This window comes from Agarivorans sp. OAG1 (genome assembly GCF_037076485.1).
GTDB lineage: Bacteria > Pseudomonadota > Gammaproteobacteria > Enterobacterales > Celerinatantimonadaceae > Agarivorans > Agarivorans albus.
This window is the reverse complement of the sequence record NZ_AP028990.1, coordinates 1,218,360-1,235,055: the sequence shown is the minus strand read 5'-3', so window position 1 is coordinate 1,235,055 and position 16,696 is coordinate 1,218,360. Positions and strand designations below refer to the sequence as shown.

The following is a 16,696-nucleotide window of genomic DNA, read 5'->3' as shown; positions in this document are numbered from 1 at the left end:
CAGCTAGAGAGGAAAGCTCTGAGCGTTTAAATAGTATTTTCTTTTTTAATTAATAGCTTAGTGGTAGCTTTATTCACATAAAAAAGACGCAAGCTCACTTAGGAATGAAGATGGAAGAAAGCAAACTCTTCAAAAATATATGGCGATTTAATGCCATCGTAATTATGTTAGTTGGAATTGTAGGTCTAGCGCTAAGCCTATTCGCTGCCATTACAATCTACCAAGACATTACACGTGATAGAAACGTAAGAAACATTGTTAATATTGAAGAAACACAGGAAGACAAAGAAAAGTGGCGGCTAGGAAATCTAATAAGCATTAATGGTTCTAGCGTAATAATGGTCCCACTCTATTCAGAGCAAAATATAAGCACAGCGTCATACAGCAAGTCGGCATCGTCAACCAGAAACTACCTCTTCATTAATGTAGAAACAAATAGTAAGTATTGGTTATTTGATAAAAATGACTACTTGATAACAAGCATTCATCAGTTACCAAATACCTCTTATTCAGAGCAAACCAAAGAAACTAAAGCCATTCTTTATTACGTGGTTAAGTCGGACACTAATAACAATAATTCGTTAACATCATCTGATCTAAAAACAGTGGCTATATCGAAGCCAAATGGCCAAGAGTACCTTGAATTACTAAAAGATATCGACTTTGTAAATGGATACAAAATTGTCGGCGAGCACTCTGTAATCATCGTGTTTCAACGCGACAATATCGCTTATTCGGCAACTATTAATTTAGACAATTTAACAGTCTCTAACGAGGAGCCATTGCCTAGCATGGAGCCCAAGTAAAACCCATCTTCGTATAAAAAATACTGTCGCTCAACGCTATATGCCAGCTACAAAAAAGCCCGCTAAGTTGCGGGCTAATCTGGCTAATGAAAAACGCTCACTATTCTTTGTCGTTTAACACTATGCCAGTTTTACTAATGGTGATTAAACCTTCTTTATAAAGCTTACCAATGGCTTTTTTAAAGGTACCTTTACTTACACCAAAAATAGCAGAAATGGCTTGCGGGGTACTTTTATCACTCAAGGCCAAGTAGCCTTGCTCTTCGCGAAGCTTAGTTAAAATGGTGTCGCCAATATCAATGGCTTTTTGTATGCCAATGGGCTCTAAACTTACGTCTAGCTTTTGGTCTTCTCGTACTTTTTGAATATAACCAGTACCTGCATAACCCGCGCGAATACGCTTAAACACTTGATCGTAATACAGTACGCCCCAGTGCTTGTTATTTACCACGGCTTTGTAACCTAGCTCGGTACGCCCAGCAACCAATAACTCAACTTTGTCGCCACGCTTATACTTGTGGTCTGACTTATCGATGTAACGATCAAGCTTATTGCTGGCGGTAATGCGTTGCTCATTGTCTAAGTAGACATACACTACGTAATGACGATCAACTTCCATTGGCTGCTGTTGCTCACCGAAAGGCAAAAATAAATCTTTGTCTAGGCCCCAATCGAGGAAGATGCCAACATCGTTAATGTCCTTCACCTGCAAGTTAGCGCATTCGCCTACTTGCACCAAAGGCTTCTGTAAGGTCGCTAATAGGTTACCTTGGCTATCTCGGTAAACAAATACCTCTATTTGCTGACCAATGCTTAAATCAGCAGGCAGCTCTTTGCTTGGAAGCAAAATATCACCGAACTCGCCACCTTCTAGGTAGGCACCTAAGTCAGCCATTTCAATCACGGCTAGTTGATTAAGGCGTCCAATTTCTAGCATTTTATCTCTCTTTTCACATTCGATAAGCTCAGTATGAGCCAATGCGCGAGTATAGCATGCAAAGGCCGAGATGCACTTGGCTTAATTGGCTTAGGCTGGTTTTAAGGCGTTAACAATAGTAGAGACTTGCTGGCTTACATCCGATTCAATTTTAGTCGCTAATTTGTAGGCCGACTCTACTTGCGTTTTCACCGTGCTCATTTTGGAAGTGAAGCTACCTACATGCTCACTTTGTTCACGAATATACTCACTGGCTTGATGTGCCACTTGGGCAGAGGTTTCTGCTTGCTCACGCACCTGATGAGTGGTTTCCATTAGCTTAGATGAAATAGCCTGCTGATGTTCACTGGCTTCTTCTATTCCACCAATGTTTGACTCTAGGCTAGTCGAAGACTGTTTTAGCTGATTCAAAATACCGGTTATTTCTTCTAGTGAAGTTTGAGTACGCATTGATAGCGTTCTAACTTCATCAGCCACCACGGCAAAACCACGGCCATGTTCACCGGCCCGAGCCGATTCAATAGCCGCATTTAAAGCTAGCAAGTTGGTTTGCTCGGCAATGCTACGAATAACATCCAAAATTGCACTTACATCAGTTACCGCTTTAACCAAGGTAGCCAGGGATTCTCGCCCTTCGGTGACCGCGGTACTGGTGCGCTTACTGGCATTCATCACCTGTTCTACATTTTGCTGCGATTCGTTCATCGCGCTCTGGGTAGCGTTGGCATTGTGCTCTACGTCGCTAGATACCTGATTAAGCTGCTCTGTTAATGAACGCAGTTGTTCCATCAGCAATTGAGATTCAGCTACTTGATGATCGGTTTGCTCTGAGGTTAAGTACACTTCACGTACCTGTTTAGTCACCGAATCGAGTGAATTGGAAACAACAGATAACTGCTTGTTCTTAAGCTCTTCTAAGTCTTCTTGCTTGGCCAATAGCTGGTTGAAAAAGGTGGCAATTTCGCCAATCTCAGTATTATTTCGGCGTACTTTTAATCGCTCGATACTGCCATTCTCAACCAGTGAGGCAAAGCCATTTCGCAGTTCACGAAGCGGTTTTAATACGGTACTTTGCATCACAACTTGCATTACGATGGCAATTAGCAAAATTAAGCCCGCAACACTGTATAGGGTGATTTTAACCGTTTGAGTAACCCCATCTCGCTGCTTAATAACGCCCTGCTCTGCTTGAGATATTTGCTGGGTAAGTAACTCAATGTCGGCCGCTAATGCGCTGCGTAATACCATCCGTTGTTCGATTAAAGCGTTAGTCGATTGCAGCTCCCTTGGGTAGCGCTGAGTTAAACTTACTAGCTCGCTCTTTATCTCTTCGGCTAAATCGACAGCTTCTTCAGGGTCGCCTAAGGCAAACTCATCAACTTCAACTTCGCTCATAACCCCCAGCAATGGTAAAGCATCAATTGCTTTTGCATGTTTGTTTACCCGCAAAAATGCATCGTCGTAAGCAGATTTGCTGTTGGCACTAGGGTCTGCAAAATAGCGGCTTCGCTGCATCGACAAGTTAACTAAAGCATTAAGAAGTTCTGTACCTTGTTGAATATAGTCACGAGAACTGGCTGCTTGCGCGCTTAAGCCGTAGTCAACGGTACTGTCTGCCCAACCAAGCATTTCACGCTCTGCATTTATCAACAAGCCTTGCTCATTACCGCTGAGTTTGCCCAGCGCTAAATAACGGTCTTGCAAGGCACTATGTAGTTGATTTAGTAGCTCAGCCAAACCTGGCAAATGCTGCTGATTGGAGCGCTCTACCAGTTCCAGCAGCAAACGCTCAGCTTCACTAAGCTCTAACGCGTTACCGGTATTTAAGTAATTGTTTACCTTAGCCACCAGCTGGCTATTAAATTGAGATTTGAGAGATTGATAATTTTGTAGCTGCTGATTGGAGCTCGACAACTCAACTAAGGAAAAGTATAAGGCTGCAATTAACACCGCACTTACGGCAAATAATGCTATCGCAGATAGTCTAGAGAATCGTGATACTCGCATAAAAACTCCATTCGCAGATTGGCTAAAACTAGCTCTGCGGCAATCCCAAACAGGCCTATTAGGCGCTAATTTGGGCGAAGATTTTATGACTAAAATATGACAATAATATTACATTGATAACTGTGTTAAAAATAGCAAAGCATTTGATATATAAATGAAAATCAACAATTACAGCAACTTAACTACAATGTTATCGGTATACAAAGCTGTAACTCAAAGCGTTCATTTGGATCCAGAAATTGACATCGAGAATAGCGCACATAAGCAGGCGTATTACCTAAACGGTAACCACTATTGGGCAGCCATTGCATATAAAATTTATGCAATATTGGTAACAAATCCCCATATTCTCCAGCGGCATGTAAGGTTGCATGCATGCCTTCGGGAATCGTTAAGGCACTAACTCCACCTCGGCGCACTATTGGGCCATCTACCGCTAAACACGCGACATAGTGACAAAGCGGAGCCGGAACAATATCAGGATTAGAATGATACAAACCTAATAGCTTGTTTACTTGCCACTCCACGCCTTGGCTATCAGCCCAAACTTGCAGTTTTTCATAGGCTTGGCGAATTGAACGATCGTAGCCTTGGTGCCTAACATAAGCGACTGGTTGGGCAGGCAAGCGCTGCACCTTAACCTCAGGCATTTGCAGCGCCTTGGCATTTAGAATTCGCTGTTGTAAGTCATCGCTCCAATGCTGTTGGTAATTAGCTAGGCTAAACTTGCTATAACCATGGTTTCGCCATTGTGTAGGTGAGCAGGCAAAGTGCTTTTTAAAAGCTTGAGAAAACGACGCCGGTGACAAAAAACCACAACATTGCGATGCTTCTTGTATGGTGAGACCGGGCGAAAACATTAATAAATTTGCACAACGCTCCAACCGCGCACGGCGAATATACTCATTAACATTTTCGCCGGTCACTTGCTTAAAACAACGATGAAAATGATAGGGGGAATACGCAGCTACTTTAGCTAATTGCCTCGCACCTAAGGGCTCAGCGATATGTTGGTGAATGTAGTAGAGGGCATCGTTGATTCGATTTACTCGCATTCCATCTGTGCTTAAAGACATTCGATACCTTAAAGACCCACCGTCAGTTCCTCAAAATAGCACATATGGACAAGTCATTGCACATAAACGCTAAAGCATTGCCACAGCAGCTTCTGCAATGATAGTCAGCAGTTTTTACTAAGTAGGTAAATGGCCATGTTAGCGGTAAGCAAACGAGTTAAACAAACTAAACCATCATATATACGCAACATTTTAAAGGTGACTCAGCAAGCTGATATGCTCTCTCTTGCTGGCGGTTTACCCGATGCAGAATTGTTTCCTCTAGATATTTTAAAGCAAGCAGCTGATGAGTTGGCTCAATCACCTAGCATCTTTCAATATGGTGCTACCGAAGGCTTAACTGAGCTTCGCCAATGGCTACTTGAAGAAAATAGCGCTGCGGAGGAGGTATTAATTACCACAGGCTCACAACAAGCCTTGGATTTAATCGCTCGTAGTTACTTAAACCCAGGGGATAAAGTCTTGTGCGAAGCTCCTAGTTATTTAGGCGCCTTGCAGGTTTTTGATTTAGCAGAAGCCGAGATACATACCGTGATAGCAGAAGCTGACGGCCCCAATTTAGCCCAGCTAGAGCAACAGCTAGCTAACTACAAAATAAAGCTTTTTTATGCTGTACCCGATTTTCAAAACCCTAGCGGCCACTGTTGGAGCCTTAGCAAACGAAAGGCTGTTGCTAGCCTACTAGCTAAATATAAAGTCGCACTTATTGAAGATGCCCCTTACCGCCAACTTCGCTACCAAGGTGAGCCACTTCCCACGGTAAGCGAGCTGTCTAAGTATGCAGCATTTCACCTCGGCTCTTTTTCAAAAATAGCCACACCAGGCATGCGCGTGGGCTATGTAAGGGCCAAACAAGCATTACTAGCACCGCTAATTAAAGTGAAACAAGCAAGCGATTTACATTCCGCTCAGCCCATGCAATTGATGCTATTAGCCACGGTTCGTCACCCTTCGTTTGCTGAGCACTTGGATAAGTTGACCAATACTTACCGAACTCGGCGAGACTACTTAGCAGAGCTTTTGCAGCAGCAACTTAGCTATGATTTAGAATTTAATGTCCCTCAAGGAGGCATGTTTATTTGGGCAAGGCTCCCCCGCCACAATGCAATGTCTTTAGCAGAGGCTGCATTAAAGCAAAAGGTAGCAATAGTGCCGGGTGATGAGTTTTGGCCAAGCAAGCATACACCAGACTACCAAGCAATTAGACTAAACTTCACCGCATTAACAGAGCCTCAGCTGGAGCAGGCAGTAAGCCGCTTAAAAAAGGCGCTGCAGCAATGTTCGCCTATCAAATAGAGCGCCTTTATTTCGCTTCAACCAATATCGACTCTTCCCTAATGTGGGTGTCGATATAGCGGGCTTTTTTCTTTTCTTTTAGCTGATGTAAGTCAACCAATACCAAGCCATCAATACACTGGTTGAATTCTGGATCGACATTGAAATCGATGAACTGAACTCCACCGGCGTGACATAACTCGGTGTATTGCTTATAAAGTGTTGGCACTGCGGTACCCATTGCTGCCAATGCACTTTTTAGCTGGGCAAAATCAGTTTTATAATCATCACCGCTAAAGGACATATGAATACTGTTTTTTATTTGCTTGGCCAGCTGGTAAGGCTGGCGCGAACGCGCATAGCTTTTGTTCGAAGGGAAGTAAGTTTGATAAAAATGTATCAGCAAGTCTCTACCAGCCTCTGGCATTGCGGCGCTAATGCTAACCGGGCCAAACAAGTATCGGTAGTGAGGATTGCGCGCTAAAAATGCGCCAATACCCAGCCACAAGTAGTCTAAGCTGCGTTTTCCCCAATATTTCGGCTGCACAAAGCTGCGCCCTAACTCAATACCCGAAGCCAAAAAGTCACAGTTTTTCTCATCGTATTCGAATAGTGATTGGCTATATAGCGCGCCAATTCCCTTATCTTCGATTAAGCGTTTAGTATCGGCAAAACGATAAGCGCCGGCAATTTCAAGTTGCTCTGCGTCCCACAATATAAGATGCAAATAGTTTGCGTCGTATTTGTCGGTATCGGTGCGTCGACCGGTGCCCTCACCTACGGCGCGAAAGGCTAACTCTCGGAGGCGGCCAAGTTCAGACAAAACTAAAGGTTGAGAGTTTCCATAACAAATGCAAATCTGCTTTCCATCTGGCGTCTCGCCTATTTTCTCTAACTGCTTAATCGCCTTTTTTAAGGCAAGGCGCTGCTCTGGATGAGCAATCGCAGCCTCTGTTTGGAACAGGCCTTTTTTGTTACTGCCAATACGATAAAGGTGCTTTTTGATCAACTGAGCTTGGGTGGAACGATCTAGACCACTTAAACCAAAACTCTTTACTGGGATCTGCTCACCCACCACCATCGAGAACACTTTATTGCGATGAAAGAACAGCTCTTTTACCAATAACAAAGTAGATAAAGGTCTATATACAAAAGAGCAAAAGTAAAACAACTTGCTGTTTTTAGCCTTTACGCAAATAGGCAATAAGGGAGTGTTGGTTTTCTTGGCAATGCTCACAAAGCCCTTGGTCCACTTTCCGTCTTTTACCTTAACGCCCTTTAAACGAGAGACCTCTCCAGCAGGAAATATAATCACTGCCCCTTCGTCATCTAATAGCGCTTTAATGGCATTAAGCTGCTTACGCTGGCTATTGCCGCGCATGTTATCGACTGGCAGTAATAAATCGTCAAGCGGCTTAATGGCGGAGAGAATTTCATTGGCAACAATTTTTACGTCTTTACGCACTTGGCTAACTAGGTGTAACAAAGCAAGGCCATCTATCGAGCCTATTGGGTGGTTAGCTACAATAATCACTCGCCCTTCGCTAGGAATGCGCTCTCGCTCATTCTGACTAACGCGATAACTAACATTAAGCTCGGTGAATACTTGGTCGATAAAAGCCACCCCTTTTAAGTGAGGGTGCTTTTCGCCAAAGGCTTGGAATTCGTCTTCAAACAACACTTTAGAAAAAAACCATTTAGCCAAGGAATAACGACGCGGATGCTGTGCTAGGCTGGGGTAATGTTGATTGAGTACCTGCTGTGCTGAAATCATTGCTCTCTCCCTGTATTCGCCGTTAGGCTAGAAGCAGAAGATGACAAAGAAGCAACAATTTTGTGTCAGTTGCATGACACTCCCACACGTAGAAAGTGGATAAATAACAAGGACTGTTAAGTGCAATTAGGTAGCGAAAATCCGCAAATCGTACTCTATCTCGATACCCAAACTCCCTCTCTGCCAAAGAATCATCAAGATTTAAAGGGAGCTGAACTAAGCCAGGCAATTCTAGAAAACAACAATAATAATTGGCGTAAAGTGCTAACTATCTTTGCCAAGCTTTGTGCACCTGATGAAGATTGGCGAAGTTATTTGCATCAAGATTTACTGCTTAAACAGCAAATTAATTTTAAGCAGGTTTTAGTCAAATCTGCGCAAATGCACGTGGTGGCGGGAAAAGCTAACTGGCAACGATTTGACACGGCACTTGTAGAAAAAAGTGCCATAAATCAAAAAAAATGGATTTATTTAAGGCCAAATATTCTGTTTACCCCTTACCCAGACTACCGACAATTCCCTAATAGCATGATTAGCGAATGTAGGGCGCATCTTCATCAAAGTTAAATAAAAATTTAGCTAGTCAACTGAATTATAATAAGTTTATTTTTTGAGCAGCAATATTAGAACTAAAACTAAGACTCAATTGATAAATCCAACAAAAACAAAGCCATAGCTGATTATTACGTCCTTAGCTAGCTGTTAGGTTTAACAGTTTAAAAACAGTGCGCACTGGATTGTACTCATAGCATCATCACTAAGGGAGAGATGCTAATGGACTTTGTTAACGGCGTTGCAGAACAACTTTCACCAACTACATTTCAACACCTAAACAACTACCGTCATCAAGTGTTTGTAGAAATGCTTGGCTGGGAACTCGATACCCCTGATGGCATAGAGCAAGACCAATTTGATCGCGATGACACCGTTTATGTTATCGCTAAAAACGAACAAGACCATATTAGCGGTTGCGCTCGTTTATTGCCGACCACTAAACCCTACCTACTGGAAGAAGTATTTCCAGAGTTATTGAATGGCCTTCCCTGCCCCAAGCAACACGACGTTTGGGAACTTTCGCGCTTTGCTGCAGTAGACTTTGATAATCATAATCAAGCGCCAACTCAACTTATGTCGAGTGAAGCTTTAGCCTTGCTCACCGCCTCAATCGAGTGCGCCAAAAAACAAGGTGCTAAGCGCTTAATCTCAGTCTCTCCGCTAGGTATAGAGCGAATGTTACGCAATGCAGGTTTTCGCTACCACCGTGCCGGTCCACCTAAAATTGTGAATGGCTACGCGCTGTTTGCCTGCTACATAGATATTGCTTAACTCATTACCATTGGCGACTCGCGGTAGCGATTTTTTATCGCTTCCGCCGTTGTTGCTTGCCAAGCCATCACTTCAATAGCCTCTAACAACAATTCATCATTGCGACGTGGGCTCACATCAAAGCCCTCTTCTTGCAACTGAATATTACTGCGTGGTAGGCCTTTTACTCGGCATTGCATCCGACCATTGTGCCATTGCCAATGCCAGTCCCACCCTAGGGTGATAGCGCACACATTTTCAAATAGCCATTCGGTATAGCCACTGAAAATAGCCTGTTCACTATTAAATTCTTCACTACTAATATTGTCTAAGCCAGAAATAATATGGCTAAAAGCGAGCACATTAAGCTGCTCAATTGACAACCTCACCAAACCATCACTGCAGGGAACAACCTGATAGCGATGTGATTCGATTACATTCTGTACACTTGCCTGTGTTTTCATAATTTTATTTTTTAATTATTTGAGCTTCCCCTCAATGAAAGCATTGTGAGGTCTAAGCATCAATTGTCAACATTAACAGTTGCGTTATACTGGTAATTCTACGGGAAAAATGATTATGCGCAGTATTTGCATAACTAGGAGAAGATAAAGCTGTCATGGAAGCTTGGTTAGAAGAACAGTTCTGTTTGTTGGAAACCCAAGGCTCTAGTGAGGCCTTTTTCCAAGAATTATCTAAAATCACCAACGCTTTAGGGTTTGACTTTTGTGCTTATGGCTTGCGAGTTCCTTATCCCTTGTCTGCTCCTCGCACCGAAATGCTCAATAACTACCCCACTATTTGGCAACATACCTACCAAGAGAAAAACTACTTGGCGGTTGATCCTACGGTGCACCATGGGATGACGTCCCAATTACCTATTGTGTGGAGTGACCAAGTGTTCTCCCAAACGCCAGAGCTAATGGAAGACGCCCGCGCCTTTGGCCTTGAATATGGCTGGGCGCAATCGTCTCGCCAAGCCAATGGCACAGTAGGTATGTTAACCCTAGCCCGCTCTTCTGAAATGCTAACGCCAGCCGAGCTAGTGCGTTATCGCTATCAATTATTATGGTTAACCCAGGTAACTCACCACGGTCTTGCATCTCGAATAACCGAAGAAAAGCTTGAGATGCCAGAATTAAGTTTACGAGAGCTAGAAATGTTGAAATGGACAGCCGATGGCAAAACTGCCGATGAAATAGCTACCATTCTCAATATCACCGCGCGTACAGTAAACTTTCACATCAGCCAGGCGATGCGTAAGTTAGACGTGGTTAATAAAACTGCCGCTACGGTTAAAGCGGCACTTATGGGGCTAATCTAAGCCCCAAAAAAGCAGCTCAAACGTTAGAAATCAAAGTCTCAAGGCTAATATGCACTATAATCTAGCAGTCTCTCACCAGCCTTAACTAGCATGACTCTTGATTTAGATTTCCACTCCACCTTATACCTAATAGGCTTAATCGCAGTATTTGTTTTTGCGCTAACTGGCGCGCTGGCTGCGGCTAAGCGCGAGTTAGACATCCTTGCTTTTGTATTTGTTGGCATTGTCACTGGCATAGGTGGCGGAACAATTCGCGATTTATTGCTGAGAACTGATCAAATCTTCTGGATTGCCGATCCCAACTACCTCACTGTGTGTATTGTCGCTTCAGTGATGACCTACTTCTTTGCTCATTGGGTGATCAAAATTGACCGAATCTTGTTGTGGATGGATGCTGCGGGCATCGCCTTGTTTGCCGTGTTAGGTACCAGTAAGGCCTTAAGTTACGAGGTAGCGCCGCTTGTTGCTATTTTAATGGGGGTAATCAGCTCCACTCTAGGTTCTGCAATTCGCGATTTAATGATACAAGTGAAGCTGGTGATTTTTGAGCCTGAAATATACGTAACAGCTTGTCTATTAGGAAGCTTGTCTTACGTAGTGCTAAGTCACTTTGGTATTAACGAGGTCTACAATATCTTGTTATCTAGTGGCGCGGCTTTTCTGTTACGGGTACTGGCTATAGAACTCGATTTAAGATTTCCCAGCTTCACACTTAGTAAGCTACAAAACCGGGAAATTCGTAAACAACAACATAAGTCTTAAGTGTGTTCACCAATGGCATTCACATGGAATACATGCTCTACATTGGCAATCGCCTCTAGCAACTCTGTGGTGGCTGGTGTTGCGATGTCCATCAAGGTGTAAGCAATATCATTGCGACTCTTGTTCAGCATATCAATCACGTTAATATCCATGTCTGAGAGCAAGGCTAATACATTACTTAGTACCTTGGGTACGTTGTCGTTGGCAAAGGCAATACGGTAGCCCTCTGTTCTGCTTAACTTAATGTTTGGAAAGTTAACCGAATTATGGATGTTGCCATTCTCTAAGAAATCAATTAGTTGGCGGGCTGCCATTACGGCGCAGTTTTGCTCGGCTTCGTTGGTGCTTGCGCCTAGGTGTGGCAAACTAAGTACCTTAGGATGCTTTAGCAAAGCAAGGCTCGGAAAATCGCTAACGTATTGAGATAACTGCTGTTTGGCTAAGGCGGTAAGCAAGGCATCTTCGTCTACAATGCTGCCTCGCGCAAAGTTGAGCAACACTGCACCTTGTTTAATAGATGCTAAGTTATCGCTATTAATTAAGCCTTGGGTATGTTTGTTAGCAGGCACATGAATAGTGACATAATCACTCGCAGCTAAAAGATCTTTTAGCTCATCAGCACACTCAACTTCTGAAGATAAGCGCCAAGCTGCTTGCACACTCAGTGCAGGGTCAAAGCCAACCACCTTCATGCCTAAACCAAGAGCAGCATGAGCCACCTCGGCGCCAATGGCACCTAAGCCAACTACTCCTAGCGTTTTACCGGTGAGCTCAGAGCCAACAAACCCTTTTTTCTCGGCTTCAACTTTAAGCTGCAGTGCTTTTGCGTCCATATCTTCGCTCAAGCCTTCAATAAAGCTTAAACCGGCGGCGATGTTACGCGCACTTAGTAGCATTCCCCCCAAGACTAACTCTTTTACGGCGTTGGCATTGGCGCCAGGCGTATTAAACACAACGATGCCCTGCTCACTACAACGCTGGATGGGAATATTATTTACCCCCGCACCACAACGCGCTAAGGCTTTAACTTCACTTGGAAAATCGTAGTCATGTAAATTAGCGCTGCGGAGCATAATGGCATCTGGTGCCTCCTGCCCTTCAGCTACTTGGTAACGCTCCTTAAAACATGCCAAGCCTTGTTGGTGAATATTATTAATGGTCCGAATATTCGGCATACAGCTTCTCCCTAAACAACAATTACGGTGTTTTCGTGACAAACTGCAGCACGAAAATAGAATATTAAAATCTTTACAAACTTATAGGCACACCTGCTTATAAGCCCAAGCTAACCAAGGCATAAAGCGCTCTAGATCTTCTTTCTCTACAGTGGCGCCACACCAAATGCGCAAGCCTGCAGGAGCATCTCGATAAGCACCTATGTCAAAAGCAACCTGCTCTTGGTCTAACAGACCGATAATGGTTTTAACCTGTTCAGCAGACGCATCCAATGTTAAACAAACACTGGTATTTGATAGGGTTTCAGGCTGTTTCGCCAAGAAGTTGATCCACGCGTTGTCGGCAACAAACTGTTTTATGACTTCGAGGTTTTGTTGGGATTTGCTGATGCTTGCCGAGACTCCGCCCAACGATTGAACCCATTTGAGGGCGTCGATATAGTCCGCCACACATAACATCGACGGCGTGTTAATCGTTTCGCCTTTGAATATACCTTCAATGAGTTTCCCTCCTTGGGTTAATCGAAATACTTTAGGCATTGGCCAGCTTGGTTGGTGGCTCTCTAATCGTGCTACTGCTCGTGGGCTAAGAATAATCACCCCGTGAGCACCCTCACCGCCCAGAGCCTTTTGCCAGCTGTAAGTCACAACATCAAGCTTTTCCCAAGGCATGGGCATGGCAAATACTGCGGAAGTGGCATCACAAATCGTTAAACCACTGCGTTGCGAGCTTATCCAATCACCATTTGGCACGGCGACACCAGAGGTAGTGCCGTTCCAAGTAAAAATACAATCATTATCAGGGTTAGCTTGGTTCATGTCTGGTAGCTGGCCGTAATCGCTGCTGTAGTGATTAACCTGCTCAAGCTTTAGCTGCTTGCTCACGTCGGTGAACCACCCTTTACCAAACGACTCCCAACTAAAAATATCTAATGGCTTAGGGCCTAATAGCGACCACATCACCATTTCCATCGCACCCGTGTCAGAGCCTGGAACAATGCCCACTCGGTAACCTTCTGGTAACTCCAATAATTGCTCGGTAAGATGAATCGCTTCGCCTAGTTGAGCTTTACCAATTTTACTGCGATGAGAGCGACCAAGCGCATCAATGTTCAGCTGGCTAAGCGCGTAGCCCGGACGTTTTGCACAAGGCCCAGATGAAAAGTTTGGGCAATTGGGTTTTAACTGCGGTTTCATTAACGATCCTTGTAAGTAGCTGCCTAACTAGGCAATTGAATAATAACTAAAAGCAGTATATGCGAGAGAGCTAGACCATAAAATGACCTGACACCAATTTTAAACGCTGGTGAAAACTTCAATACAAACAAAGGTAAATAGTCTAATTATCAAGATAATTGCAGAGCATATATAGTGGTGAGCAACGCTTAAAACTAAATAGAGATACTAATCCACCATATAACACTAAGGCCCAAATCCTTGACTTCATTTAAGACCTAAAGCTGGGTAGTATTTAACAAAGTCTCAATCTCAAAAAGCGAACATAGCTTGCCAGCCCTTACTTATTGCCCTCAATGTTCCAGTACTACATTCAAGCAAATCGATGTTAAACAATGGGCTTGCAAACAATGCCAATTTAGCTACTTTCACAATATGGCCTCTACCGCTGGCGCCTTACTCATTTATAAAGGAGAACTATTACTAATAGAGCGCGCCATTGATCCGCAAAAAGGCTACTGGGACTTACCGGGTGGATTCATCGAATATGGCGAAAGCTTAGAACAGGGCTTACAACGAGAGCTAAATGAAGAACTTGGGCTTGAACTAGCCACCGAAAAATTTAGCTACTTTGGCTCATTTGCTAATCAATATACCTACAACCAAGTGCTTTATCATACTTGCGACAGCTTTTTTGTTTACTTGCTAGACAGCAAAATATCACCACAAGCAAGAGATGATGTGGCAGGTTGGCAATGGCACAATCTAAAAAACCTTCCTTTAGACAAAATAGCTTTTACCTCGGTAAAGCAAGGACTTAAACAGCTTTCTCAACAAATCACCAACCCCATTCACAAATAAATCACATAAAGTTGATTTAGAACATGCCCTTTTAACCATATTTTTACTATGGTTAATTTGCTCAAAAAGCGAACAACAAGAACTTCTAGCAGGAAGCAAAAAGAGGGTACAAATATGGATAACCATCCCCGTAGTTCTAGTGTTATTACCGCAATACTCACTTTGGCAGCAGCGCTGTGTTTAATACTGTCGTTTTCAAGTAATGCGGAACCCAAAGCCTTAGTGCTAAAACCATTCAAGCAACTCAGCCAAGAAAGCGCCGAGTGTGCCGGATGTCATAAAGACAAAAACCCATCAATTTATGCACAATGGGGCCGTTCGAAACACTACGGAGCCAACGTAGGGTGCTACGAATGTCACCAAGCAAACCCTGAAGACAAAGACGCCATCACTCACGAAGGCCACACCATTTCGGTGATTGTTTCACCTACCGATTGTGCTAATTGCCATACTCAAGAAGTTGACGAGTTCGCTAAAAGCCACCACGCAAAAGCTGGGCAAATCATTGGCTCACTAGATAACTTCCTCGCAGAGGTAGTGGAAGGAGCACTTACCTTTAATGGCCAGTCTCCCGCTGCGGTTAATGGCTGCTGGCAGTGCCACGGTTCAGAGGTAAAAGTGCTGGAAAACGGTGATTTAGACCCCACCACGTGGCCCAACACCGGCATTGGACGAATTAACCCAGATGGCTCGGTTGGCGCTTGTACAGCTTGTCACCAACGCCACGAATTCTCGATGGTGCAAGCTCGCAGACCAGAAGCCTGTGGTAAGTGTCACCTAGGTCCAGACCACCCTCAAAAAGAGGTTTACGAAGAGTCTAAACACGGCATTAACTTCTACGCCAACGTTGATCGGATGAATCTGGACTCGGCCAAGTGGATTGTTGGTGAAGATTACGACGCCGCGCCAACGTGTGCCACTTGTCATATGTCAGCTACTCGCGAGCTGCCTGTCACCCATGATGTTGGCAACCGCATTTCATGGACATTGCGCCCAGCAATCTCGGAAAAAATTGATGCTAAAGCGAAGGCTCAAGGTAAAGAAGTTAAGTCTTGGGAAGCGCGCCGCGACGACATGAAGAACGTCTGTGAGTCTTGCCATACTAAGTCGATGATCGACAATTTCTACCAGCAATTTGATTCACTGGTTGTTTTATACAACGACAAATTCGCCCGTCCAGGTAAAGACTTAATGGATGTGTTGAAGAGTGAAAAAATGCTAACTGAAACAGGCTTTGATGAAGAGATAGAATGGACCTGGTTCTACTTATGGCACCACGAAGGACGCAGAGCTCGTCACGGCGCAGCCATGCAAGCACCAGACTACGTGCAGTGGCACGGCATGTATGAAGTAGCAGAACGCTTCTACATAGAGTTAGTTCCACAATTCCTAGAAGTGGTAGAAAAAGCCGAACACAACGGCAATACCGAAGGTGCAGAAAAAGCCCGCGCTGTTCTTGCCGAAATACTCGATCGCCCAGAGCACGCTTGGTTTAGTGGCAACGAACCGGAAGAAGTAAAAAAAGCCAGAAAAGAAGCACAAGCGGCGTTTAAAGCCCGTTACCTAAGCGAAAGCAAATAGCCACCGATGGGAGCAGTAATGCTCCCCTCTTTTAAAAGAGGATGCTGATATGACAAATAACCAGCAGAAGACTCGGTGGCAAAAACTATGGGCTTGGCTTAAAAAGCCACTCATTGTTGGGATACCCATTGGTGTATTTGTATTAGTGTTAGGTTTAGCAACTGTACAAGGCAGCTTAGTACTATCCAGTACTAACGAGTTTTGTTTTAGTTGCCATCTTAAAATGGACACCATAGTTCAAGAGTACAAGGCATCGAGTCACTACGGAGACGGCAGCAACATCGCCGCCACCTGTGCCGACTGCCACGTACCACACCCATACTTTGAAATGCTACAGGTAAAAATTGCTGCCACCGCCGATATATATCACATGATGGTAGGCACCATAACCAAGGAGAATTTCGAAGAGCACCGGCCAGCCCTAGCTGAAACCGTTTGGCGTGATATGCAAGCCAATGACTCAGCCAACTGCCGACACTGCCACCAAGGTGACAACTTTGATTTAAGCAAACAACCACAGCGCGCGCGATTAAATCACCAGCAAATAGCCGCCCGCGGAGAAACCTGCGTAGACTGCCACCAAGGCTTAACCCACAAGCGGATAGTAATCGAATAAGACCTTTACTATTAAATATAA

16 protein-coding genes are annotated in these 16,696 nt (G+C 44.1%); 9 read left to right on the top strand and 7 right to left on the bottom strand.

Annotated elements, in window-relative coordinates:
- Window positions 1-110: 110 nt before the first annotated feature.
- Window positions 111-806: a hypothetical protein gene (locus tag OAG1_RS05755; RefSeq protein ID WP_338624769.1), complete on the top strand. Its 696-nt coding sequence runs from the start codon at window positions 111-113 to the stop codon at window positions 804-806.
- Between the two features lie 100 nt (window positions 807-906).
- On the opposite strand, the gene OAG1_RS05750 is transcribed toward OAG1_RS05755, so the two are convergent.
- The 3 genes from OAG1_RS05750 to OAG1_RS05740 all read right to left on the bottom strand — a co-directional run bounded on the left by OAG1_RS05750 (window position 907) and on the right by OAG1_RS05740 (window position 4,826).
- A complete protein-coding gene (locus OAG1_RS05750; protein ID WP_338624767.1) occupies window positions 907-1,743 on the bottom strand; it encodes a S1-like domain-containing RNA-binding protein in 837 nt (278 codons plus the stop codon).
- Between the two features lie 90 nt (window positions 1,744-1,833).
- Window positions 1,834-3,750: a methyl-accepting chemotaxis protein gene (locus OAG1_RS05745; protein WP_338624765.1), complete on the bottom strand. Its 1,917-nt coding sequence runs from the start codon at window positions 3,748-3,750 to the stop codon at window positions 1,834-1,836.
- A gap of 182 nt (window positions 3,751-3,932) precedes the next feature.
- On the bottom strand, window positions 3,933-4,826 hold the full coding sequence (locus OAG1_RS05740) for an AraC family transcriptional regulator (RefSeq protein ID WP_338624763.1): 894 nt from the start codon (window positions 4,824-4,826) through the stop codon (window positions 3,933-3,935).
- Between the two features lie 135 nt (window positions 4,827-4,961).
- Between OAG1_RS05740 and OAG1_RS05735 the strand changes: the two genes are divergently transcribed.
- Entirely contained in the window at window positions 4,962-6,122 is a 1,161-nt protein-coding gene (locus OAG1_RS05735; protein WP_338624761.1) for a PLP-dependent aminotransferase family protein, read from the top strand.
- Between the two features lie 7 nt (window positions 6,123-6,129).
- Here the strand turns inward: OAG1_RS05735 and OAG1_RS05730 are convergent, their stop codons facing one another.
- Complete coding sequence (locus OAG1_RS05730) at window positions 6,130-7,875, bottom strand: lysophospholipid acyltransferase family protein (protein ID WP_338624759.1); 1,746 nt, start codon at window positions 7,873-7,875, stop codon at window positions 6,130-6,132.
- A 120-nt stretch (window positions 7,876-7,995) separates the two neighbouring features.
- On the opposite strand from OAG1_RS05730, the gene OAG1_RS05725 reads away from it, so the two are divergent.
- Together OAG1_RS05725 and OAG1_RS05720 are read left to right on the top strand one after the other, a co-directional pair.
- Complete coding sequence (locus OAG1_RS05725) at window positions 7,996-8,442, top strand: hypothetical protein (RefSeq protein WP_338624757.1); 447 nt, start codon at window positions 7,996-7,998, stop codon at window positions 8,440-8,442.
- A 207-nt stretch (window positions 8,443-8,649) separates the two neighbouring features.
- Complete coding sequence (locus OAG1_RS05720; protein WP_016402655.1) at window positions 8,650-9,201, top strand: acyl-homoserine-lactone synthase; 552 nt, start codon at window positions 8,650-8,652, stop codon at window positions 9,199-9,201.
- Here OAG1_RS05720 and OAG1_RS05715 read toward each other — a convergent pair.
- Complete coding sequence (locus tag OAG1_RS05715; protein WP_338624754.1) at window positions 9,198-9,644, bottom strand: DUF4902 domain-containing protein; 447 nt, start codon at window positions 9,642-9,644, stop codon at window positions 9,198-9,200. The two genes, OAG1_RS05720 and OAG1_RS05715, sit on opposite strands and share 4 nt — an antisense overlap.
- A 155-nt stretch (window positions 9,645-9,799) precedes the next feature.
- Here OAG1_RS05715 and OAG1_RS05710 point away from each other — a divergent pair, with 155 nt between their 5' ends.
- Window positions 9,800-10,504, top strand: coding sequence for an autoinducer binding domain-containing protein (locus tag OAG1_RS05710; RefSeq protein WP_016402653.1), 705 nt, complete (start codon window positions 9,800-9,802; stop codon window positions 10,502-10,504).
- A gap of 90 nt (window positions 10,505-10,594) precedes the next feature.
- Window positions 10,595-11,266, top strand: a complete 672-nt coding sequence (locus tag OAG1_RS05705; protein WP_338624750.1) for a trimeric intracellular cation channel family protein — start codon at window positions 10,595-10,597, stop codon at window positions 11,264-11,266.
- Here the strand turns inward: OAG1_RS05705 and OAG1_RS05700 are convergent.
- Both OAG1_RS05700 and OAG1_RS05695 read right to left on the bottom strand, forming a co-directional pair.
- Complete coding sequence (locus tag OAG1_RS05700) at window positions 11,263-12,441, bottom strand: 3-phosphoglycerate dehydrogenase family protein (RefSeq protein ID WP_338624748.1); 1,179 nt, start codon at window positions 12,439-12,441, stop codon at window positions 11,263-11,265. The two genes, OAG1_RS05705 and OAG1_RS05700, sit on opposite strands and share 4 nt — an antisense overlap.
- 81 nt (window positions 12,442-12,522) lie before the next feature.
- Entirely contained in the window at window positions 12,523-13,638 is a 1,116-nt protein-coding gene (locus OAG1_RS05695; protein ID WP_338624746.1) for a phosphoserine transaminase, read from the bottom strand.
- A 414-nt stretch (window positions 13,639-14,052) separates the two neighbouring features.
- On the opposite strand from OAG1_RS05695, the gene OAG1_RS05690 reads away from it, so the two are divergent.
- From OAG1_RS05690 to OAG1_RS05680, 3 genes are all read left to right on the top strand, one after another.
- On the top strand, window positions 14,053-14,478 hold the full coding sequence (locus OAG1_RS05690; protein ID WP_338624744.1) for an NUDIX domain-containing protein: 426 nt from the start codon (window positions 14,053-14,055) through the stop codon (window positions 14,476-14,478).
- 114 nt (window positions 14,479-14,592) lie between these two features.
- The gene (locus OAG1_RS05685; protein ID WP_152781855.1) at window positions 14,593-16,059 is read left to right on the top strand and encodes a multiheme c-type cytochrome; all 1,467 of its coding nucleotides are present in this window, start codon (window positions 14,593-14,595) and stop codon (window positions 16,057-16,059) included.
- Between the two features lie 49 nt (window positions 16,060-16,108).
- Complete coding sequence (locus OAG1_RS05680; RefSeq protein WP_016402646.1) at window positions 16,109-16,675, top strand: NapC/NirT family cytochrome c; 567 nt, start codon at window positions 16,109-16,111, stop codon at window positions 16,673-16,675.
- The last annotated feature ends 21 nt before the right edge of the window (window positions 16,676-16,696 follow it).